20 protein-coding genes are annotated in these 21582 nt (G+C 40.8%); 17 read left to right on the forward strand and 3 right to left on the reverse strand.

Annotated elements, in window-relative coordinates; all coding sequences use genetic code 11:
• Window positions 1-197 precede the first annotated feature (197 nt).
• The 3 genes from M3079_RS06940 to M3079_RS06950 all read left to right on the forward strand — a co-directional run bounded on the left by M3079_RS06940 (window position 198) and on the right by M3079_RS06950 (window position 3731).
• A complete protein-coding gene (locus M3079_RS06940) occupies window positions 198-1685 on the forward strand; it encodes a monomeric [FeFe] hydrogenase (protein ID WP_249078228.1) in 1488 nt (495 codons plus the stop codon).
• 55 nt (window positions 1686-1740) lie between these two features.
• Window positions 1741-2460 (forward strand): SIMPL domain-containing protein, encoded by a 720-nt coding sequence (locus M3079_RS06945; RefSeq protein WP_249078230.1) that lies wholly within the window; start codon window positions 1741-1743, stop codon window positions 2458-2460.
• Between the two features lie 134 nt (window positions 2461-2594).
• Window positions 2595-3731, forward strand: coding sequence for a DNA polymerase IV (locus M3079_RS06950; RefSeq protein ID WP_249078232.1), 1137 nt, complete (start codon window positions 2595-2597; stop codon window positions 3729-3731).
• A gap of 51 nt (window positions 3732-3782) precedes the next feature.
• Here M3079_RS06950 and rpsT read toward each other — a convergent pair whose 3' ends face one another.
• Window positions 3783-4046 (reverse strand): 30S ribosomal protein S20, encoded by a 264-nt coding sequence (gene rpsT / locus M3079_RS06955; RefSeq protein ID WP_021716199.1) that lies wholly within the window; start codon window positions 4044-4046, stop codon window positions 3783-3785.
• Window positions 4047-4242: 196 nt separating this feature from the next.
• Here rpsT and lepA point away from each other — a divergent pair, with 196 nt between their 5' ends.
• Window positions 4243-6039: a translation elongation factor 4 gene (gene lepA, locus M3079_RS06960; protein WP_249078236.1), complete on the forward strand. Its 1797-nt coding sequence runs from the start codon at window positions 4243-4245 to the stop codon at window positions 6037-6039.
• A gap of 52 nt (window positions 6040-6091) precedes the next feature.
• Here the strand turns inward: lepA and M3079_RS06965 are convergent, their stop codons facing one another.
• Window positions 6092-6259 (reverse strand): Arc family DNA-binding protein, encoded by a 168-nt coding sequence (locus tag M3079_RS06965; protein ID WP_249078238.1) that lies wholly within the window; start codon window positions 6257-6259, stop codon window positions 6092-6094.
• A gap of 165 nt (window positions 6260-6424) precedes the next feature.
• Here M3079_RS06965 and M3079_RS06970 point away from each other — a divergent pair, with 165 nt between their 5' ends.
• The 4 genes from M3079_RS06970 to M3079_RS06985 all read left to right on the forward strand — a co-directional run bounded on the left by M3079_RS06970 (window position 6425) and on the right by M3079_RS06985 (window position 13547).
• Window positions 6425-9349 carry an insulinase family protein gene (locus M3079_RS06970; RefSeq protein ID WP_249078240.1) on the forward strand — a complete coding sequence of 975 codons (2925 nt, stop codon included), beginning with the start codon at window positions 6425-6427 and terminating at the stop codon, window positions 9347-9349.
• Between the two features lie 6 nt (window positions 9350-9355).
• A complete protein-coding gene (locus M3079_RS06975; protein WP_249078242.1) occupies window positions 9356-10297 on the forward strand; it encodes a DUF1848 domain-containing protein in 942 nt (313 codons plus the stop codon).
• A 27-nt stretch (window positions 10298-10324) separates the two neighbouring features.
• Window positions 10325-11986 carry a carboxylesterase family protein gene (locus M3079_RS06980; protein WP_249078243.1) on the forward strand — a complete coding sequence of 554 codons (1662 nt, stop codon included), beginning with the start codon at window positions 10325-10327 and terminating at the stop codon, window positions 11984-11986.
• A 115-nt stretch (window positions 11987-12101) separates the two neighbouring features.
• Window positions 12102-13547, forward strand: a complete 1446-nt coding sequence (locus M3079_RS06985; protein ID WP_249078245.1) for a hypothetical protein — start codon at window positions 12102-12104, stop codon at window positions 13545-13547.
• A 57-nt stretch (window positions 13548-13604) separates the two neighbouring features.
• On the opposite strand, the gene M3079_RS06990 is transcribed toward M3079_RS06985, so the two are convergent.
• On the reverse strand, window positions 13605-14030 hold the full coding sequence (locus M3079_RS06990; RefSeq protein ID WP_249078247.1) for a hypothetical protein: 426 nt from the start codon (window positions 14028-14030) through the stop codon (window positions 13605-13607).
• A gap of 61 nt (window positions 14031-14091) precedes the next feature.
• Here M3079_RS06990 and M3079_RS06995 point away from each other — a divergent pair, with 61 nt between their 5' ends.
• The 9 genes from M3079_RS06995 to M3079_RS07035 all read left to right on the forward strand — a co-directional run bounded on the left by M3079_RS06995 (window position 14092) and on the right by M3079_RS07035 (window position 21575).
• The gene (locus M3079_RS06995) at window positions 14092-15486 is read left to right on the forward strand and encodes a serine/threonine protein kinase (protein WP_249078249.1); all 1395 of its coding nucleotides are present in this window, start codon (window positions 14092-14094) and stop codon (window positions 15484-15486) included.
• A gap of 216 nt (window positions 15487-15702) precedes the next feature.
• On the forward strand, window positions 15703-15930 hold the full coding sequence (locus tag M3079_RS07000; RefSeq protein ID WP_021716190.1) for a helix-turn-helix transcriptional regulator: 228 nt from the start codon (window positions 15703-15705) through the stop codon (window positions 15928-15930).
• A gap of 58 nt (window positions 15931-15988) precedes the next feature.
• Window positions 15989-16204 carry a hypothetical protein gene (locus M3079_RS07005; RefSeq protein WP_249078251.1) on the forward strand — a complete coding sequence of 72 codons (216 nt, stop codon included), beginning with the start codon at window positions 15989-15991 and terminating at the stop codon, window positions 16202-16204.
• Between the two features lie 26 nt (window positions 16205-16230).
• Window positions 16231-16749 carry a zinc-ribbon domain-containing protein gene (locus tag M3079_RS07010; RefSeq protein WP_249078253.1) on the forward strand — a complete coding sequence of 173 codons (519 nt, stop codon included), beginning with the start codon at window positions 16231-16233 and terminating at the stop codon, window positions 16747-16749.
• Window positions 16750-16766: 17 nt separating this feature from the next.
• Window positions 16767-18203, forward strand: coding sequence for a hypothetical protein (locus tag M3079_RS07015; protein WP_249078254.1), 1437 nt, complete (start codon window positions 16767-16769; stop codon window positions 18201-18203).
• A gap of 165 nt (window positions 18204-18368) precedes the next feature.
• The gene (locus M3079_RS07020) at window positions 18369-18590 is read left to right on the forward strand and encodes a helix-turn-helix transcriptional regulator (protein WP_044896862.1); all 222 of its coding nucleotides are present in this window, start codon (window positions 18369-18371) and stop codon (window positions 18588-18590) included.
• 169 nt (window positions 18591-18759) lie between these two features.
• Window positions 18760-19725, forward strand: coding sequence for a WYL domain-containing protein (locus M3079_RS07025; protein ID WP_249078257.1), 966 nt, complete (start codon window positions 18760-18762; stop codon window positions 19723-19725).
• A 126-nt stretch (window positions 19726-19851) separates the two neighbouring features.
• On the forward strand, window positions 19852-20379 hold the full coding sequence (locus M3079_RS07030) for a hypothetical protein (RefSeq protein ID WP_249078258.1): 528 nt from the start codon (window positions 19852-19854) through the stop codon (window positions 20377-20379).
• A 2-nt stretch (window positions 20380-20381) separates the two neighbouring features.
• Complete coding sequence (locus M3079_RS07035) at window positions 20382-21575, forward strand: hypothetical protein (RefSeq protein WP_249078260.1); 1194 nt, start codon at window positions 20382-20384, stop codon at window positions 21573-21575.
• Window positions 21576-21582 lie beyond the last annotated feature (7 nt).

The raw sequence follows: 21582 nt of genomic DNA on the forward strand, positions 1-21582 counted from the left end.
AAAAGGTATGCCTTATTTTGTTGTGTCTTACTATGTTTTTTATTTTTTGTCTTTTTTGGTTTATTAAGCTTTTCTATTTTTAGTCTTTTCATCTTTTATTGAAATTATTTTCCGCCTTCCTCACGATATTTTATTTGCCTTTATTCTGCTTATCTATTACAATGATGATAGATTACTTTTTGGTTGAGGTGCGGAATATGGAATTAACAGAAGTAACCAAATTCAGGAGAGCAGTTTTAACCGGCATTGCCAAATTTACGTGGAGCGGAAATTTACCTGAACACGTTTATGACATTTTATATAATACGGTTACCGAAGATACGCCGCGTGTCCGTTGCTGCGTACATAAAGAACGTGCCGTTTTAAAAAACCGTATTGATATGGCTTTAGGTTTGCAAACGGGAATAAATATTGTCGATGCCAGCAAAAAGGCTTTGGCTGAACCTTTGGACAGAACTCTGCCTGTTATTGATGTTTTGCCTGAAGCTTGTGACCAGTGCCCTATTGATAAATTTTTAGTTACTGATGCCTGCCGCCATTGTGTAGCACATAAATGTATTAATAAATGCCCGCGCAAGGCGATTTCTATTTACCAAAACAGAGCGTATATAGACAAAACTAAATGTGTTGAATGTGGTATTTGTAAAAAATCCTGTCCGTTTGGCGCTATTATTGAAGTAAGCCGCCCGTGTGAACGTTCCTGCGTTTTGGGTGCAATTACTGCCGGTGCCGACAGAAAAGCAAAAATAGATTTTAACAAATGCGTACAGTGCGGAGCCTGCCGCAGCGCCTGCCCGTTTGGCGCTATTGATGAGCGCAGTGCTATCGTGCAGGTAATAAAAGAAATTAAAGCAGGCAAACAGGTTTATGCTTTGCTGGCACCATCTTTTGTAGGCCAGCTTGGCTTAAAGGTTACTCCTGCGCAGGTAGTGGCTGCTTTAATGAAAGCCGGTTTTGCTGCCGTTAAGGAAGTTGCCATTGGTGCCGATTTAACAGCTTGCCGCGAAGCAAAGGAACTTATGGAAAAAGTTCCGTCGGAACAAAAATATATGACGAGTTCCTGCTGCCCTTCTTTTGTAAATATGATTAAAAAACATGTTCCTGCCGCAGAAAGTAAAATTTCTCAGACTGTTTCACCCATGGTTGCTTGCGGGCGCTATGTAAAAGAACTTAATCCAGAGGCTGTAACGGTATTTATTGGCCCGTGCATAGCTAAAAAAGCAGAAGCGTATGCAAATTTAGATGCCATTGATTATGCTATGACTTTCGAAGAAATGTCCTGCCTGCTTGCCGGTGCAGATATTGAAGCTGATAAAATGCAGGTGGACGAGTTTAATTCGGAAGCATCGCTTTATGGTATTTCTTTCCCGGTTACCTGCGGCGTAAAAAGTGCAGTTGTTAATGCTCTTGGCGATGAAGGTAAAAACTTAAAAACTCATTATGCCAGCGGGCTTGAACGTTGTTTAACTGAAGTTAAGCAGCTTGAAGATGGCAAATTGGATTGTGAATATTTTGAAGGCATGGCTTGTGACAGAGGGTGCATGGATGGCCCGGGCAGCATGGTAGATTATAACATTGTTAATATGCTTTTGAAAAAATATGCTGCTGCCAGCCCGCAAAAGAATGTCTGCGATGACAGCGAGGCAGCAAAAGTATTGGGCAAAGTAAATTTAGACGTAAAATAACACAATTAAAACATATTTGGCTTCTATAATGTAAGCAAATAATGGAGGTGTTAATATGAAAAAATTTACATCGGTACTTGCAGCAGCGCTACTGGTATTTAGTGTAGCCGGTACAAATCTGGCTGCTGCCGCGGATCCTAATACCATTGCCGTAAGCGGCATGGCAGAACAGGAAGTTGCGCCGGATATGGCTTATATTGATGTTGGCATTAACGTACGGGCAGATGATGCGGAAACTGCCAGAACTCAGGAAGCACAAATTGCTTCACAAATCCGCAGAGCACTTTTGGGGCTGACCATTACCGATAATGATTTGCAAAACACAAGCTATTATCTTTATCAGGAATATAAGGTAGACCGCAACGGCGTGCGCACTGCCGATAAATACGTTCTTGATTCTTCCATAAAAGTAACGGTTAAAGATTTGGATAAACTTTCTCAGGTTATCGATAACGTGGTCGAAGCCGGGGCAACAAATATCAGCAATATAACTTATGCGTTAAGCACGCAAAATATTATTCAGCGCCAGCTGCTTGCAACGGCAGTTGAAAATGCCCGCGACAAGGCCGCTGTTGTAGCAAATGCAGGCAGCCGCACACTTGGCAATATGCTCAGCGCAGATATTAACAGTTTCGACGGCGGCACTATTGTTGCTTATGGTGCCAATAAATTAAGAAGCACTACTAACCTTGCCGAAGATGGGGTGGCAACGAAACTTTCTCCCGGCAAGATTAAATTAAACGCACGTGTGCAAGTAGTATTTTCATTAAACTAAAATAAAAAGACAGCATTTCTGTCAGTTCAGGCAGAGATGCTGTTTTTTATTTAACGGTGCTTATACTGCTAAAAATATGGCAAAAAGCGAACATATGTGTTATTATATTTATATAAAACTGTTGGAGTGATAAAATGCTGCGCTGGATAATGCATGTCGATATGGATGCTTTTTTTGCATCGGTAGAACAACTTGATAATCCGAGCCTGAAGGGGCTGCCGGTAATTGTAGGCGGTTTAAGCGGAAGAGGCGTAGTTTCTACATGCTCTTACGAGGCGCGTAAGTTTGGCGTGCATTCTGCCATGCCGATGCATATGGCCAAGCGCCTGTGCCCGCAGGGCATTTACATTCAGGGGAGGATGCGCCGTTATAAAGAAATTTCTGACGGAATAATGGAAATTTTCCGCAGCTTTTCGCCGTTGGTGGAGCAGCTTTCTGTTGATGAGGCATTTTTGGATGTAACCGGTATGGAAGGTTTGTACCCTGATGTTGTGGCATTGGGCAAAGCTGTAAAAAACAAAATTTACGAGCAAACAGGCTTGCATGCTTCCGTTGGCATTGCACCCAATAAATTTTTGGCAAAACTTGCCTCCGATTTGGACAAACCGGACGGATTGGTATTAATAAAACATGAAACAGCGGCTGCCTTTATTGCGCCTATGCCGGTGCGTAAAATTTTTGGCATTGGCAAATCGGCAGAAGCAATGCTTTGGCAGTACGGTATTGATACAATCGGCAAAATCGCCGCTGCTGATATAAGCATTCTGCAAAAAGTATTCGGCATTAATGCGCAGGCTGTACATAACCTGGCATGCGGCATAGATAACAGGCCGGTTGTAAACGAAACAGAAGCCAAGTCAATAGGCAAAGAACATACTTATGATAAAGATTTGTATGAAGAAGCAGATTTGAAAAAGGCTGTGCGCGATTTATGCGGCGAAACCGGCTGGCGGTTGAGAAAGCGCAAATTAATCGGGTATACGGTAACTTTAAAAGTTAAATTCAGCTCTTTTAAAATAATTACCCGCAGCATAACATCAGAACTGCCGGTAGCATACGATGAAGAAATTTATGCGTTGGCACTAAAACTTATGCAGCAGGTAAGATTTACGGAAGGCGTGCGGCTGCTTGGCGTAAGCATTTCGCATTTAGAAAGTGAAGACGCAGCGCCGGTTTTGAATTTTAACGAAAACGAAAAAATAAAAAAACGCAATATGGCCGTTGATTTTTTAAAAAACAAGTTTGGCGAAAGCATTATAAAACGCGGATAGGGTAAAAAAATAAAGCCTGCAAGCTTTTGCAGGCTTTAATATACGGAGAAATTACTCCATAGCATTGACTTTTTTTGCAAGTCTGGATTTTCTGCGGTTTGCAGCGTTTTTGTGGATAATACCTTTACGTGCTGCTTTATCAATTAAACCGGATGCAGTTACATAAGTAGCTTTTGCATCTTCTTGAGTACCGGTTTCGGTTAAAGCAACTACTTTACGGGCAATGTTACGGATAGCAGCCTTTACAGGTGCATTTTTTGCACGGCGTTCTGCATCAGTTTTTACGCTACGAATGGAAGATTTAATGTTCGGCAACGAATTCACCTCCTACCATCAATTACCTTTACCAAGTAATTTTACCACAAAGTAAGGCACTGCGCAAGGATTTTTTATTATAAATCTTGCGGCAGCAATATTTTTTACAGGACGGCGTAAAGTTCATGTACTTGCAGGCACTGCGCTATAAATGATATAATAATAAGTCAGATAAGTTTTTTATAAGGAGAACGCAATGGATCAGCAACATATACGCAATTTTTCTATTATTGCCCATATCGACCATGGTAAATCTACTCTGGCCGACCGTTTGATTGAATATACCGGCACATTAACCAAGCGCGAAATGGAAGAACAAATTCTTGACTCTATGGATTTGGAGCGTGAACGCGGCATTACCATTAAAGCGCAGGCTGTGCGCAGCATTTATACGGCACGCGACGGGCAGGAGTATATGCTTAATTTTATTGATACTCCGGGCCATGTCGATTTTACTTATGAAGTATCGCGCGCGCTGGCTGCCTGTGAAGGCGCACTGCTGGTTATTGATGCTACGCAGGGCATTGAAGCGCAGACTCTTGCTAATGTTTACCTGGCTTTGGATAATGATTTGGAAATTATTCCCGTTATTAATAAAATTGACCTGCCGAGTGCAGACCCTGAACGTGTAAAGCATGAGATTGAAGATGTTATCGGCATTGACGCATCCGAAGCCGTGCTTACAAGCGCTAAAACCGGCATAGGCATAGAAGACGTTTTGGAAGCGATTGTAGCAAAGATTCCAGCTCCCAAAGGCGACGCGCAAAAGCCTTTAAAAGCACTGGTGTTCGATTCCAAATTTGATGCTTATAAAGGTGTTGTGCTTTATTTCCGCGTAATAGACGGCCGCGTAAGAAAAGGCATGAAAATACGCATGATGGCAACCGGAGCTGAATTTGAAGTAACGGAAGTAGGCGTGTTTAAGCCTAACCCGGTAATTGTTGATGAGCTTGATGCCGGACAGGTAGGATTTTTGGCAGCCGCTATTAAAAACGTTAAGGATGCGCGCGTTGGCGATACCATTACCGACGCCAACAATCCCGCAGATGAAGCTCTGCCCGGTTACCGCAAGGCCACGCCGATGGTTTACTGCGGCCTCTATCCGGTAGAAAATTCCGATTACGACAATCTGCGCGACGCGCTGGAAAAATTGCAGCTTAATGATGCTTCACTGGTGTTTGAGCCGGAAACTTCCGTCGCTTTGGGCTTTGGCTTCCGCTGCGGCTTTTTGGGCCTTTTGCATATGGATGTTATTAAAGAGCGTTTGGAGCGCGAATATAATTTAGCACTTATTACTACGGCACCTAACGTAATTTATGAAGTGTTCCGCACTAACGGCGATGTGGAGCTGGTTGACAACCCGTCTAACTTTCCCGACCCGACGGTTATAGACCATGTTGAAGAACCTTATGTAAATGCTACCATTATTGTGCCGAAAGATTATGTAGGCGCTGTTATGGAACTGTCGCAGGAAAAGCGCGGCGAATATGAAAACATGACATACCTTGACGAAACCCGTGTTATGATTCATTATGCGCTGCCGCTTAGTGAAATTATTTTTGACTATTTTGACCGCTTGAAATCGGCAACGCGCGGATATGCTTCGCTTGATTATGAACTTGCCGGTTACCGTGCTTCCGATTTGGTGAAGGTTGATATTTTGCTGAACGGTGACCCGGTTGACGCCTTGAGTGCTATTGTACACCGTGAAAAAGCCACGGTGCGCGGTAGGCAGCTTGTTGAAAAGCTGCGCAGCTTAATTCCGCGCCAGATGTTTGAAATACCTGTGCAGGCTGCTATTGGCAACAAAATTATTGCCCGCGAAAACGTGCGAGCTTTGCGCAAGGATGTTTTGGCAAAATGCTATGGCGGCGATATAAGCCGCAAGCGCAAACTTCTTGAAAAACAAAAAGAAGGCAAAAAACGCATGAAGCAGGTTGGCAGCGTGGAACTGCCGCAGGAAGCCTTTATGGCAATTTTAAAAATGGATTAAAAAATACGCAGAAGCCTTAATTGGTTTCTGCGTATTTTTGTAACTGCTTGTTTTAATCATCAATTTTAATTTTGCCTTTTTGGTTTTCGTAGTCGTCAACAACCCATTTTAAAATCTGCTCAATTTCCTTGTTGACGCTGCGGCCGTTGTTTTCGGCAATTACTTTCATTTTTTTCATTATAATTGGGTGAATGCGCAGGCTGAAACGCGCCGGTTCCATAATAACAACTCCTTTATTTATGACATCAATAATATATTAAATTGATTTGTTATGATGCCATTATATAAAATTTGCAAAATTTTTGCAAGTTGGCATTAAGATTTTTCGTCTGCATTGTAAAGATGTGATAAAATAAAAATAGTGTTGCAAGTTGGAGGTAAATTTATGAAACTTGAAGTTAATAAAGTTTACAGCGGCTTTATTGTAAAGCATGCTGAATACGTTGAAGAAGTACAGAGCGAAGCATATTTAATGGAACATGAAAAAAGCGGCGCAAGGCTTTTATATCTTGGCAACAGCGACGATAACAAAGTGTTTTCCATCAGTTTCCGCACGCCGCCTTATGATGATACCGGCGTGCCGCATATTCTGGAACATTCTTCGCTGTGCGGTTCGCGCAAATATCATTTAAAAGAGCCTTTTGTAGAACTTGTTAAAGGCTCCATGAATACGTTTTTAAATGCAATGACATATCCGGATAAAACAATGTATCCGGTTGCCAGCCGCAATGATAAAGATTTTAAAAACTTAATGGATGTATATCTGGACGCGGTATTTTATCCGCTGATTTATGAAAACCCCTATACGCTTATGCAGGAAGGCTGGCACTACGAAATTGCCGGTAAAGAAGGCGAGCTTGCATATAATGGCGTTGTTTACAACGAAATGAAGGGAGTATATTCTTCGGCAGATGCCATTGCCGAAAACGAAGTTATGCGTGCTTTGTTCCCTGACAGCCCGTACCGCTACGAATCCGGCGGCTACCCGGCAGCAATACCGCAGCTTACGCAGGAAGCGTTTGAAAACTTCCACCGTACTTATTACAGCCCGGAAAACTCCTTTATTTATCTGTACGGCGATATGGATATTGAAAAAACGCTGGAATATCTTGACGGTGAGTATTTATCGGCTTTTGAAAAAAGCGGCAGCGTTAATTCAGCCATTCCCTTACAGCAGCCGTTTGCCAAAACAAAAGAGGTAAAAGCCTTTTATCCTGCCGGGGCAGATGAAGACCTGGCGGCTAAAACCTACCATGAACTTGATATTGTGTGCGGCGATGCGCGCGACGCTAAAACTTCGCTGGCGCTGCGCCTTTTGGAAACAGTGCTTTTGGAAGGCAACAGTGCGCCGCTGCGCCTTGCTCTGCTGGAAAGCGGCATTTGTACGGATGCTTACGGGCAATATACCGGCAGTTTGCGCCAGCCTGTTTTTGCGGTTAAAGTTTCCGGTTCGGAAGAAGATAAGCGTGATGAATTTATCAGCATTGTTTACCGCACCCTGCAAAAACTTACCATTGAAGGCTTAGATAAAGAACTTTTGGAAGCCTGCCTTAACATGCTGGAATTTAAACTGCGCGAGGCAGATTTCGGCGCTTATCCTAAAGGGCTTATTTACGGCATTGGCGTTATGGATACCTGGCTTTATCATGGTGACCCTTTAGACGGACTGCGTTATAATAAACTGCTGGCAGAGCTGCGCGAAGGCATAAAAACAAATTATTATGAACAGTTAATTGAAAATTATCTGCTTGATAATACCCACAAGGTTTTGCTTACGCTGATGCCTAAAAAAGGCATGGAAGAAGCAGAGCAGGCAGAACTTGCAGAAAAAATGCAGCAGATAAAAGCCGGTATGAGCGAAAAAGAAATTGAAGAAGCCGTTGAACATTGCCGCATTCTGCATGAACGCCAGGCAGCGCCCGACAGCCAGGAGGCTCTTTCAAGCATTCCCCTGCTTGAAAGAAGTGATATACGCCGCGAAGCGGAAAAACTTGAAGGCGAACTTACAACAGAGGGCAGCAATGAATTTTTGTATGTGCCTGCTTTTACAAACAAAATAGCTTATTTAAACTGGTATTTTGATATGAGCGGCATTGACGGCAGCCTGCTGCCTTATTGCTACCTGCTGAGCGATATGCTGGGCAAGGTTGACGCCGGTAAATATACTTATCAGCAGCTTTCCACGCTGGGAATTAAATATACCGGCGGCGTAACCTTTCAGGTACACGCTTATTCCGCGGCAGAAAGCGTAAATGACTACACTGTTAAATTTACGGTTACAGCCAAAGCTCTTGTACATAATTTAACCCATATGTTTGATATTCTGCGTGCCATTGCGCTTGAAAGCAGTTTTGACAGCGTTAAGCGCCTGCGTGAAGTATTGGCGGAGGTTAAAAGCGACTGGGACAGCAACTTCTTCAGCCGTGGGCAGACCGTGGCATGCGCACGCTTAAATTCGTATTATTCTCCGGCGGCAAGGGTTAATGAGCAGGATTATTATTCCTACTATGAATTTTTAAAAGATTTAACCGAGCATTTTGATGAACGTGCCGGTGAAACCCTGCAAAAATTAAGCAGCCTTTTAGGTGTATTTTTTGAAAACAGCAAATATTTGCTTGCTTACAGCTGCGAAGAAGAAGATAAAGCGCAGGTTTTGGCAATGGCAAAAGAATTTGCAGCTTTGCTGCCGCAGTCTGAAGCAGCAGGCAGTGCCGTAAAACCGCTTGCCGCACCGGGGCTTAACGAAGGCATTATGACGCCTGGTAAAGTTCAGTATGTTGCAGCCGGCGGCGATTTCCGCAAAGCTGGCCATAAATTTACCGGTTCAATGAAAGTTTTGGAAACGATTTTGCGCTATGAATATTTATGGACCAAGATACGTATTCAGGGCGGCGCTTACGGCGCATCTGCCGTATTTGACCGCAACGGCAGCATGTATTTTGCCTCTTACCGCGACCCGAAACTCGCAGAATCGCTGGAGGCCTACCGCGGTTTGCCGGGCTGGCTGGAACAGCTTGATTTGCCCGAACGTGAGCTTACCAAGTATATTATCGGTACCATCAGTGCGGCAGACGTGCCTTTAACAAATTCCATGCGCCTTTCGCAGACAGCGCTTGCCCATATTAAAGGCGTGCCGCAGGAAATGCGCCAGAAAACACGCGATGAAATACTAAATTTAACCAATGATGATTTACGCAGCCTCGCTCAGGCTGTCCGCGATACATTGAGCGGCAATTATATTTGTGTTGTTGGCGGCAGCAGTGCCGTTGAAGCCAATAAAGGAATTTTTAATTCGGTTAAACATATTTAATGCAGCATGATTATCAGCGTAAGCCGCAGAACAGACATACCGGCATTTTATGCAGAGTGGTTTTATAACCGCCTGCGTGCCGGTTATGTGCTGGTGCGCAACCCCATGAATGTGCATAGTGTAAGTAAAGTAGCTTTATCGCCGGAGGTAGTGGATGCTTTTGTATTTTGGACGAAAAATCCGCTGCCGCTGATGAAGCGCCTTGATGAACTGGCGGAGTATCCATATTATTTTCAGTTTACTTTAACAGGTTACGAAAAAGACATAGAACCGGGCCTGCCCGATAAAAAGCAGGTTTTGCTGCCTGCATTTAAAGAATTGGCGGCAAAAACCGGCAGACAGCGCGTTATTTGGCGGTATGACCCTATATTTTTCAGCAGCAGGTACAGCGCGGAATATCATTTAGAGTGCTTTGAAGCGTTGGCGGCAGAGTTAAGCGGCAGCACGGAACGCTGTGTTATCAGCTTTATGGATGAGTACCGCAATACAAAACGCAACGCACAAAAACTGAGTGCCGTTAGTTACAGCAGCGAAGAAATTTATGCTTTTGCCGCACGCCTTGCCAAAATTGCTGACAAATACGGATTAAAACTGCAAACCTGCGCCGAAACGGAAGATTTTACGCCGCTTGGCATTACGGCATCAGCATGTATAGACAAGGACTTAATAGAAAATATCGGCGGTTTTAAACTGAAAGCAGGCAAAGATAAAAATCAGCGGCCGGAGTGCTGTTGCGTTGCCAGCATAGATATAGGTGCTTACAATACCTGCCCCGGCGGCTGCTTGTATTGTTATGCCAATTATAATGCCGGTATGGTAAAAATAAATTGTGCCGCGCACGATAAAACAAGCCCGTTGCTGTTTGGCAAATTGTCGCCGCAGGATGTTGTAACAGAACGGAAAATGAAAAGCTGCAAATATTATGATACGGAATTATTTGAGGTGTAATTATAAATAATTTGTGAGCGGAGGGGTATGATGAAAATTTTTAAAGTTTTATTAATAATTTTGGTGTTATTAGCCAATAGTGCATTTGCCGCAGAATTTTCTGCGCAGGTAAAAACAAGCAAAGGCATTGTACAAGGTGTATATGACGAAAAATACAATGTTGTAAAATGGTTTGGCATACCTTATGCACAGCAGGCAAATGGAGAAAAACGTTGGGCATTGCCGCAGAAAGCAGAAAAATATACCGGTGTTAAAGATTGTTCGCAATATGCTCCTGCCAATTTGCAATTTAACGGCAAAAATGTAATAGGGCAGGAGGGCGTTTTAACGCTTGATGTTTACCGCCCTGATACAGGCGAGAAGAATCTGCCGGTACTGGTGTTTATTCATGGCGGCAATAACCAAACCAGCAACGGCCGTTTATGGATGGGCGAGAAGTTTGCCAAAGAAGCTAATGCAGTTTATGTTTCTGTACAATATCGTTTAGGCTTGCTTGGCTTTAATAATTTGCCTGCGCTGGCAAACGGTAACGCGCTTAATGACAGCGGCAACTATGGGCTTATTGACCAGGCATATGCACTGGAGTGGATTAAGAAAAATATTGATAAATTCGGCGGTGATGCCAATAATATCACTGTTTCCGGCTTTTCTGCCGGCGGGCGCGATGTAATGGCAATGCTTATTTCGCCGCTGTTTAAAGATAAGTTTGATAAAGCAATTTCCTTCAGCGGAGGGCTGACGGTTGCTGATTTTGCAGAAAGCCAAGAGATTATTGCCGGTAAACTTGCACCTCTTGTTGTTGCCGATGGTATTTGTGCCGATGAAAAAGATGCAGCAGAATGGCTGATGCAGGGCAGCGATGAAGTACGCAGTTATTTGATGAAGCTGCCCGGAGAACGGCTTGCTCCTGTAATGGCTGGTGCACTTATCAGAATGAAATCATTTCCGCATTTATATGGTGACGGCAAAGTATTGCCCAAAGAAGGTTTTGCAGCCGAAAAATTTAACAGTGTGCCTCTTTTAATGCTGGCAAGCAGCGATGAATTTACTTCATTTTTGGCGCGTGACCCATATTTTAAAAACCATATGGATAAAGTGTTGAAAGATAAACTTACTACGGAAGAATTTGTGTTTGCAAATAAATACGGCAGTAAATTTTACGGTTTCTTTAACGGGCAGGAATCGGCAGAAGATATTTATGCCAACTACAAAGCTCCGATATATGTCTGCATGTTTGATTTTGGGCATGACCCGGCAGTGGTTGGAGAAACTTATGCAGTTAAAACCGGCGCTACGCATGGCATCTTTTTGCCGTTCTTAACAGACCAGCCTTATCCGTATACGGCTGGCACCGATGTTTTTGCTAAACCCGGCCCGCAGGAGTTAAGTGATATTTTTATAGCATCGCTGGCAGCATTTATCCGTACCGGCGACCCCAACAACGCCTTACTGCTTGAAAAATGGGAGGCATGGACGCCGCAAAACCGTGCAGAAACTGTTTTTGATGCTGACGGCAAGCAGGCAAAAGTTTATCAGCGAAGCAATGATACCAGCTATGAGGGAATTTTAAAAGAACTTGAAGCAGACAACAGCCTTAATGCTGACAGCAAAAACTACATTATAAAAAATATTTTAAATGGCAGATGGTTCAGCGGCGGATTGGATGCCAAATATCATAACAAAAATTAAAATTTAAGCCTGCATGGATATACCGTGCAGGCTGTTTTATTATGTTTAATTAATTTATCAAAAGAGTTATAATAAAGATATCCTGTTAATGATTATTTAAAATACTGGAGGCATTATGGTTACGGAAGATAAAAAACAAAAGAAATCCGTTGGTGCGGAAGCGGCCGCTAATGTCTATGGCAACATAAGTAATGCCGCAACCAATTACGGTATAGATAAATTCAGTACACCGCGCGGACATGGTTTTGCTGCCGAACGAGCCAATCATCTGTATGATATTTTGCACAGAAAGGATTCCGTGATTGCCGGAGATAATAATGCAAAAAATGGTGCGGACAGGATTGTGGACGGTGTAAATATTCAGTCTAAATACTGCAAAACAGGTGCTAAATGTATAAAAGAATGCTTTGAAAATGACCGTTTCCGTTATTTTAATGCTGACGGCAGCCCAATGCAGATAGAGGTTCCGCTTGATAAATATGATGATGCCGTTAAAGCAATGGCAGAGCGTATAAAAAAAGGGCAGGTGCCTGGCGTTACAGACCCGGCCAAAGCTAAAGAAATTGTGCGCAAAGGTAATTTTACCTATGAGCAGGCTAAAAATATTGCTAAAGCCGGTACGGTGGAATCCATTACGTTTGACGCTGCCAATGGTGCTGTTATTGCCGCATACAGCTTTGGACTTAGCGCCGGGCTGACATTTGCAATATCGTTGTGGCGCGGCGAAGATGTTGATGTTGCTTTGGAATCTGCGGCAGCAGCAGGTTTAAAAGTAGGCGGCACGGCATTTTTAACAGCAGTAGTTACAAGCCAGCTGCAAAAATCAGTTTTAAATGGTGCTTTTAAGGCCAGCAGTGATGCTATTGTAAATTTGATGGGTCCAAAAGCATCACAAATGCTGGTTAACGCGCTGCGGACAGGAAAAAATATTTACGGTGCGGCAGCTATGAAAAGTGCGTCCAAATTGCTGCGCGGCAATGTAGTAACGGCGGCAGCTTCTGTTGTTGTGCTTTCGAGTGTTGATATCATAAATATTTTCCGCGGCAGAATTTCTGCAGCTCAGCTTTTTAAAAATATTACAAATACTACGGCCACGGTTGCAGGCGGTACGGCAGGTTGGGTTGGAGGTGCTTCTGCTGGCGCGGCACTTGGTTCTGTAGTTCCGGTAATAGGCACTGCCGTAGGAGGTTTTGTCGGCGGGCTGATAGGTTCATTTGTCGGCGGTTCAGCCGCTAACAGTGTTTCTTCAGCCGTGCTGGATGAATTTATTGAAGACGATGCCAAAGAAATGGTTGAAATTATTGAAGATGTTTTTAAAGATATGGCAGGCGAATTTCTTATAAGCCAGAAAGAGGCAGAAAAAATTGCCGATATATTAAAAGATACAATTGATGGCGGTTTGCTGAAAGATATGTATGCCAGTGATTACAGGTATAGTTTTGCCCGTGAAATAATGCAGCCAGTGTTTGAGCAGGTAACGTCCGAACGTGAAAAAATAATTTTGCCGCAGCAGGAAGAAATGTTTAACGGCATACGTATGCTGCTGGAAAATGCTGAATAAGAAAACACTAAAAACGCATTCTTAAAGTTTTAAGGCTTTGAGAATGCGTTTTCTTTATCATTTCAATATTTCCAAATTGTTTTCATCAAGTAAAATGTTTACTGCATCTAAATCTTTACCGTGTTCAATAGCGTAAAAAATAAGTCCGTCGCGTCTGTCGCGTACATAAAGCGGCCGTTCGCCGGCGTATTTTAGCAAATTTTGCGTTTCGGTAATATTGGCTTGAGCGGCAAGTGCCAAAATAATAAGTTTGTCGCGCCCCGGATTTTTGTTTCCATTTAAAATATGATAGACGTAGGTCCTTTCAAGGTTTGTCTTTTTTATAAAATCGGCTTTATTTGTTATGCCTTTTAAATCAAGCAAATAATTTAAATAATCAACAGCTGAAGGGAACTTAATTTCGGATGTATTTTTATCGTAAAATTCGTCATATGATTGTACTTGCGTAAGTTCAGACTGTAAATCTTCGGTTGATTTTTCCATAATACACCTCTGAAAAATTCTATGCTATAATATTATACAACAAATTTATGGTCGGAGTAAAATGAGTATTACAGCTGAATTTATTGAAACTAATTTTAAAAGAATATCGGTATTGAAAGAAAATGCAAATGGCCGGACAGAACTGGTGGCAGATACTACGGGTGCAGTTTATATCCGCAAAATTATTGCACGTACCGGTTTGCCGTATAAAAAGCTGGTGCAGATAAAATGCGCGCATATACCTGAAATTTATTATTGTTCGGAAGCATATGGCAAAACTTATGTAATAGAAGAATTTATCAGCGGTGAAACTTTAGCGGCAGAGCTTGAACAAGGCAAAAAATTTACAGCAGAGCAGGTTCGTAATATTGCTTTGCAGATTTGCGAGGCACTGATCGTACTTCACGGATATGGCATATTGCACCGCGATATTAAACCTGGCAACATAATTGTGCAGGGCAGCAGTGTTTGGCTGATTGATTTTGGGGCTGCAAAAGCTGAAGGCAACACTAAAGAACATGATACTGTTATTTTAGGCACGCCTGGTTTTGCTCCGCCGGAACAATATGGTTTTACAACTACGGACGCGCGCAGTGATATTTATGCTTTGGGAAAAACTATGGAAATTCTTTGCGGAAGTTCTCATAATGCAAAGTTTTGCAAAATAATTGCAGGCTGTACTGCCTTCGACCCGCAAAAACGCATAGCTTCTGCCGCAGAATTAAAAAAGCTGCTGCTTAAAAATAATAGTGGCAAAAAGAAATTTATTTTCATAATTTTAGCAATAATTATTGCGTGCAGCGGAATATATTTTTTGTTTAACCGGCATGTGCAACAAGAAGCTATACCGCCTGGCGCAGAACAAAAGGCTGAAGAAAAAGTACAACCTAAAGATATGCCGCAGGAAAAACCAAGAGAACAAAAAACAGAGATTGAGCAGCCGGTGCAAAAGCCGAAAACTGCTTTGCCACAAGAAAAAAGTCAACGCGCAGCAACAAACAGCATAACGCTGAACGCCAATAATTTAGTGTTTGCGGTAAATACAAATCCGCTTAACGAAACGGCACGTAAACAAGGTGCTCAGCAAGGGCTAACGTTATTACAGCCGGAAAAATATCCTGTTTTTACAGTGCAAAATAACAGCGGCCAGGCAATGGAAAACCCGACAGTGAAAATAAAGTTTACCGGTATTTGTGCAGCCGGAAATAATTTTACAGCAAAAGCGTGGGGTGGCAGAACGATTAACTGGCGGCTTACAAAAAATGCTGCAGGCTATGCCGATGAAGTAACAATTTTACTTGCAGGCACAATACCTGCCGGTGATTATTTTGAGTTTCCGCTGACAGGCGCAATAGCTGATTATTATCAAACCGGCAGTGAGCCGGCAGCTGAAGTTACAGTAAGCGGCGATAATATAATACCTATAACGAAGAACTATAATATAAAAATAAACTAAAATTTTAGCGCAGATTTACGGTCTGCGCTATTTTTGTGTCCTGATGGGACACCGATTAAAATTTAATTTAGTTTAAAATAAGAACTGTAAAGTACTAAAAATAAAATTGCAGGCGCCTTTGCATAAACTATTAAAGCTAAATTTAAAACCATAAGTGCAAGAAGCATTTTTATATAAATGTCATAATTATTTATATAGCGACAGGTTGGTGATTAAATGGGCGATGAACGCGAGCGGTATATTAAAATCGGTGCCAAAATAAAATTTTACAGGCAGCTTAAAAAGATTGGGCAAACAGAACTTGCAGGAAAAGTAGGCATAACCTCACAGTATTTAAGCAAAATAGAATGCGGAAAGCAAATGCCAAGCTTGCAGGTGCTTTTACTGATTGCAGAAAAGCTGGAGATTGACGCAGCGGCACTGATTAGTGATAGTGTTGTGTAAAGTTAAACAATAGTTTTAAACACATAATATAAAATTTTATTACAGGAGGAATGTTAAAATGGATGGTTTGTTAATAGTTGTGTATATTTTACTGGGGTATAATGCCAATCAGTATTTAAGGCGAACTCTGCTTGGACAAGTTGGGGTAATTTATTTTAATACAGGCTATTATATCATTAGGGAAATTGTTTTAGCTGCTTTTTTAGGTATGTTTACAATACCATTAGCAATAATTGTATTTGCTTTTAAAACTTTTTTATCCGGAAATAAATGATTTTATAATTAAAGGAGTTGTTTATTATGGCTGAACAAAAATATGTATGCCCAAACTGCAGCGGGTTAATTGATTACGGAACAAGGTTTTGTCCGCATTGCGGCAATGCTTTGGGAAATTGGGGTAATGCTTATTCTTCTGCGCCGGTAAATAATAATGCTGCTGTTGTAAAAGAAGAATCATTTTTTGAAAAATACTTTTCTACCAAAGGCAGGTTAAACAGAAAAGCTGCCTTTTTAAGAAATTTATCTTTAGGTGTAGTTGCTTCGGTAATTTCATTTATGCTGGGAATTATAGGTGCCAACTCAATGCTTGAGGGAGATTTGACGGGTTATTTAATAACAGTAGTTTTGTGTTTAATTATTTGTACAGTGATGTTTTATTCAAGCCTTACTATTAATATCAGAAGATGCCATGACCTTGATAAATCGGGCTTATACATTTTTGCAACACTTTTAATTATACCTGCATTTAAACTGGTGTTTGCTAAAGGTACAACCGGTCCCAATAAATACGGACCGGACCCGCTTGCAGGCAAATATTGATAATGGGGTGTTAAAACATGGACGAACCAAAATACATCTGCCCAAGCTGCGGCGGATTAGTAGATTACGGCAGCAAGTTTTGCCAGCACTGCCGTTATGAATTTGGCGAATGGGCGGCACAGGCTGACGCAAATCAAAACAGCCTGCCCAGCGGCGATAGCGTTGATAACGGCAATGCCGAGCCGGAAGATAAAACGTCAAAAACATCGCCATTTTCTTTAATTGCAGTAGTTGCCGTGATTGTGGCGGCAATAGGCGGCGCCGTTTATTGGTTTATGCACGACGATACAGAAAAAATAGTTGCCGAAGCTATTAAAACAGGCAACATGGCGCCGGTTTTTGAACTTTACCGTAACGCGCCGGACGCAGATAAACCGCAGGTTGCTTATAATATTGCCGACGCAGCTTTTGAAATTACATTAAAAGAAGTGGGCGGCAATGATAACAGGCAATTTTTACAAACGCTGTACGAAGCCGTAAACAACGATAAAAACGCCAACCTGCACATTGAAGCAGGCGGCAGAGATGAATATATGTCGCCGTTTATAGCGCTGGTAAAATACGCTTATATACAGTCAACATTAGAAAAAATGGTTAATGAAACCAAAGCAGATATTGAAGATTACCTGCCTGCAAACAAAGGCATTAACGCCGATAATTTAAACCCACGCGAAGTTAGAAATATTTACGCATGGGTCGATCAGCCTCTCGACGGTGGCTATGTACTTTATGGAACGCAGCGGCTATTTTTTGAAACCTTTCCTAACTTTAGAAACTGCCTTGGCGTTTTATATCTGCCTAATGGCGCCGATGGCAGCGAGCTGCCTGGCTATGCCTACAACGGCGACGTGCTGCAAATAGGCACAACCACCTTAACATGGAAAAACGGCAGAGAGCAGGACGTGCCGGAATATTTGCTGATACACCCGCAATTTAAAGAATTGCTGTGGAAAAATAACGCGCTGAAAGACGTATACAAACCGTTAGACCGGGTGCAGCAGGATTTAAAAACAATGCACGAAAACCTCGGTATCATCAAAAAGCATTATAAAAATGCAACGCCAAACCTTAATTTTGACGGTTTAAACTTTAACTCTACAGAAGATGAATTTTACAGCAAAGCACCGCTTCAATTACAAAAAGGCGAGGGCACAATTCATATTACCAACGTGTTTGCCAACGGTGTAGTGGTTGATTTTATGCCGTATTTTAATTACCAGGTGCAGGATAGTGTAAGTGTAATTGAAAGTTTTACAGGCAGTTTAAGCAACGGTATTAAAATTGGTGACAGTATGAATACTGTTGCAAAAAAAATGCAGCCTTACTACCAACTTTCGGCGCAGCCCGATTGGCTTAATTACTTAATGCCCAACGGGCAGATATACAGCTTTGGCTTTGTGGATGGCAAACTTTACCAAGTAAATGTACGGGAAGCGCCGGACTGGAAAAATTAAATTTATCGTATTTTAAGGCAGCTTCATAGCAGGCTGCCTTTTGTTTAACTTAACAAAACTCCAACACAAACTATATACCTAAAAATACAGTCTATAAGTGCAAAATAAAAAATTAAAAATATGAGAAAATAAAATATAGGGAGTGTGAGGATAGCCGTGTTTGCAATGCGATATAAAATGATAGGTTTAAAAATTGCATATTACAGAAAAATGCGCGGCTATACTCAGGGGCAGCTTGCAGGTAAAATCGGTATCAGTACAACATATTTAGGCCAGATAGAACGAGGCAATAACGGTAAAAGCTATTCACTCGAAACGCTGCTTTCGATTGCCGTAGGGCTTGATATAGATGTAAATTTACTTTTAAGCAGCAGCGAAAATATTTAATTATGTTTAAAGAAGGTAATTTGCTGTAATTTATAGAATTATATAAAATCTGTACTTCTGCTTTAAAATTAAAGCAGTTCTTGATAAAAATAAATTACACATAGCCACATGCTGGCCAGATAGTTTTGTAATATATAATATATAAAACTGTCTGCGGAAGGTAATTATTATGACTACGGAACAAAAAGACTTAAAAATAGCTAAAGACCGCCTGCTTGCTATGTATGCGCAGCTTGCTGAAGGCAAGCCATTGTATAAAGCGTGCGAAGCAGTAAAATATAACTGCTCACTGCGTTCAATACAGCGTGACATAGAGGATTTGCGGTCTTTTTTTGCTGACAGAAGCGAAACTACCGGCGTAGTTCAGGAACTTATCTACGACAGAAAGCTTAATGCCTACCGTCTTGTGCCTCCGCTGCGTAATTTACTAACTAACGAAGAAACTTTTGCCGTGCTGAAAGTTTTGCTTGAAAGCCGCTCGCTGACCAAGGTTGAATTATTCCCGATACTGGAAAAACTTATAAGCTGCTGCGTGCCGCCGTATAACAGACGGCAAGTAACGGATTTGATTGCTAATGAAAAATATCATTACGTAGAACCAAGGCACAAAAAAGAAATTCTTGAAAAAATGTGGAATTTATCTGCGGCAATAAGGGAACATAAAGAAATTAAAATAACCTATATGCGCCAGAGTGGTGATGATGTAAGCCGTGTACTCAAGCCTGTAGGCATAATGTTCTCCGAGTTTTATTTTTACATTGTAGGGTTTATAAATGAAGATGAACAGAGCGAAAAAGTAAAATTTGAAGTAGAAAACGACCCATTTCCAACAATTTACAGGATAGACCGCATAAAAGAATACGCCGTAACTGAGAGGCATTTTAACGTGCCATACCAAAATAGATTTGAAGAAGGCGAGTTCCGTAAGCGCGTGCAGTTTATGTACGGTGGCAAACTGCAAAAAATAAAGTTCTGGTACAAGGGACCTTCGGTAGAAGCTGTTTTAGACAGATTACCAACGGCTAAAATATTACAGTATGACGGTAGCGGCTATTTAATCAGCGCCGAAGTATTTGGTAAGGGTATTAATATGTGGCTGCGCAGCCAAGGCGATATGGTGGAGGTAGTGGAATAATATGAATACAATAAAATCAAAATAATTTAAATTATAATGCAAAATAAAAGTTATATCGTGAAAATTGCTTAAAGTCTTAATAAAAGATTTGTAGAAAATTAAGATAATGTATTGGGGGTTACAAAAATGACTAATGCTAAGTCAGTCATTGGCATATTAGTTGGTACAGTAGTATGCACAAGTGTTGGATATGTGTTAGGAAAGAAGAAGGGATTTGAAAAAGGGTATCGAGATGGGCATGAGAGTGGATATAAAAATGGATATAGAGAAGGTAATGTTGATACTGCAAAAAAATTTAATAAATCTACGAAACAGCATGTCATTAAAGTAGCTGGAGCTTTTGCAATAGCATTATACATTGGTAATTTAGATGGCTTATGGTCTGAAAATGATGAGAAAGCAACACAGGAGGTCCTTGGAAATTTATATTTTCAAGAAGAATATGTTAAAGATGAAGTATTAAAAGTATATAAAACAAGACCTAATTTTGAAGAAATAAAAAAGTTGTATTTAAATGAGATGAATTATAAGGATTTAAAGGAACTGGATGAAAGAATTAGAGCCATATTTTTTGCTTGCAAAGAATATCCAAGTGAAAACGAGAAAATTTTTTATGAGCAGCAGTGGAAACAATATCTTGAAAGCAGGAAATAATTTTGGAGGATGTTATTGTGATTCAAAAACCAGCAAAGAGAGGACCTTTTGATTTAGGGGATAATAATAAATCTTTAGATGAGATTTTATTAATGGATAAAACGGAAATAGAAATAGCAACGCAATTGCATATGGATAAGTATGATAAGTTAGTTCAAGAATTTAAGTTTAAAACTGCGTTAACTGATTTAGATTTAAAGATACTTGTTTTTTGTTCTGCATTACAAGTATTACGTTGGTCAGTTTTGTCAAATGAAGCTTTAAAATTGGAACAGGCTAGTTCGGCAGATGAATTTATAGAAAAATATATGCCCGCTACATTAAGTCAATTATTGGGGGATTTATCTGTTCCATATGATGCAATACAACGTTCTGAATGGTTTAAAGCAAAATATGGTGATGATTTTTCTACTGGTTTATCTGGAGCAACTCATAGATATAAAACTTTAGGTCATGATTTAATAGCTGGGTGGGTAGTTGGGACTGCAAATATTGCAACGAATACATTAACAGTGAATAACGGTATTTTAAATTATGAAAATGGTGAATTTATATTAGATACAGATTTTAAAAAGCTTATTGCTGAATGGTATCCATCTTATAAAGTAGTAGAGCATAAGATAAATGAGAAAACTCATATATCAAAAATTTTAAACTGGACAATGGATATGGTAGAGGATAATCGTAAAATTTTAGCTGTTTCATTTTTTAAACAAGCAATTCATATGGGAAGTGATTTCTTTACTAAGCAAGGTTTACCATTACCATATTTAAATATACTAAGCCCAGAAATTTCTAAATATTTAATGGGAACAAATATACGTATAGATAGCTGGAGTGTAACTAAAGGTGCGGCACTCTCTATGCTTATTAATTTGATTATTTGGTATTTTCACAGATTGTGGTTTAATCCAAATTTGGACGATAACAAGCTTTATGAAGCACGAACAAGAAAAATTTTAATGTATTCTAATACTTTATCATCAATTATAAACGTTGGTTATGTTGGCTTAACTGACGATTATAAAAAAATTGATATTGGTGGAATTGGCGTAACCTTATGGCGTCTTATAAACGATAGTAAAAAAATGCAGAATATTTTTTCGGAGTTTATAGAAAGAACAATGAGTAATGATTTACAAAAGCAAGAAGATGAAGTTAGAGAGCAATTAGCTCGTTTTGGATATTCATTTTAATTAATTA

It is taken from the genome of Phascolarctobacterium sp. ET69 (genome assembly GCF_023336935.1).
Lineage (GTDB): Bacteria > Bacillota > Negativicutes > Acidaminococcales > Acidaminococcaceae > Fusicatenibacter_A > Fusicatenibacter_A intestinipullorum.